General features: G+C 60.3%; 1 protein-coding gene. It reads left to right on the top strand.

Annotation, left to right across the window (positions count from 1 at the left end; translation table 11 throughout):
- A partial coding sequence (locus tag P3T25_RS48530; RefSeq protein WP_429364883.1) for an efflux RND transporter permease subunit occupies window positions 1-1,352 on the top strand: 1,352 nt, incomplete at both ends.

Below are 1,352 nucleotides of genomic sequence, written 5' to 3'. Positions count from 1 at the left end.
GCGTCGGTGATTTCGATTGTCATCACGCTCGGCGGCGCGGTGGCGATGTTCAACTTGCCGATCGCGCAGTATCCGGATGTCACCCCACCGCAGATCACGATTTCCGCCAATTATCCCGGCGCGAATGCCGACGTGGTGGCCAACAACGTGGCCGCGCCGATCGAGCAGCAGGTGAACGGCGCGGACAACATGATTTACATGAACTCGTCGAGTTCATCTACCGGCAATCTGACTGTCAACGCGTACTTCCAGATCGGCACCAATCCGGAGCTGGCGCAGGTGGACGTGCAGAACCGCGTGAACCTCGCGTTGCCGCAATTGCCCTCTTCGGTGCAGTCACAGGGCATTCAGGTGCAGAAGAAATCGTCGGCGTTCATGATGGTGATCGCCATCTATTCGCCGGGCGATCGCTACGACGCGACGTATATCGCCAACTACGCGAATATTTACGTGCTCGATGCGCTCAAGCGCATTCCCGGTGCGAATCAGTCGGCCATCTTCGGTACGCCCGATTACGCGATGCGAATCTGGCTAAAGCCCGACCGCATGGCACAACTGGGTATCACGGCGGGCGATGTGCAGCGGGCGGTCGCCAACCAGAACCAGCAGTTCGCCGTGGGCCGTCTCGGCCAATCGCCGACCGGCGCGCCGGTCGAGCAGTCGTTCGCCGTGACCACGACAGGTCGCCTGAGTGAACCCGAGGACTTCGACAACATCATCATCAGGGCAGCCAACGGCGATGCCGCGATTGTGCGTCTCAAGGACATCGGCCGCGCCGCGCTGGGCCAGAAGGATTATTCGATCCGCAGCCGCTTTCAGGGCAAGCCGGCCACCGTCATCGCGGTATATCAGCAACCTGGCGCCAACGCACTCGACGTCTCGAAGCAGGTCCACGCGACACTCCAGGAAATGAAAAAGACCTTTCCTGAAGGCCTCGAATACGACATCGCATTGGACACTACCGACTTCACGCGCGCGTCGATTTCCGATGTCGTGCACACGTTTTTTGAAGCGCTCGTACTCGTGGTGATCGTGGTGTTCGTCTTCCTGCAAAGCCTGCGCGCGACGCTGATTCCGGTTCTGGCCGTACCGGTGTCGATCATGGGCACGTTCATGGGAATGCTCGCGCTCGGCTTCTCGATCAATATGCTGACGCTATTCGGCATGGTGCTGGCCATCGGCATCGTGGTGGACGACGCGATTGTGGTGATCGAGAACGTCGAGCGGAATATGAACGTGCACAAACTCAGTCCGAAGGAGGCCGCGAGGCGCGCGATGGACGAAGTGGCCGGCCCAGTGGTCGCGATCGTGCTCGTGCTGTGTGCGGTGTTTGTGCCGGTGGCCTTTCTCGG

This window comes from Paraburkholderia sp. GAS32 (assembly GCF_050434225.1).
GTDB classification, from domain to species: Bacteria; Pseudomonadota; Gammaproteobacteria; order Burkholderiales; family Burkholderiaceae; genus Paraburkholderia; species Paraburkholderia madseniana.
This window is presented reverse-complemented; position numbering and strand designations above follow the sequence as displayed.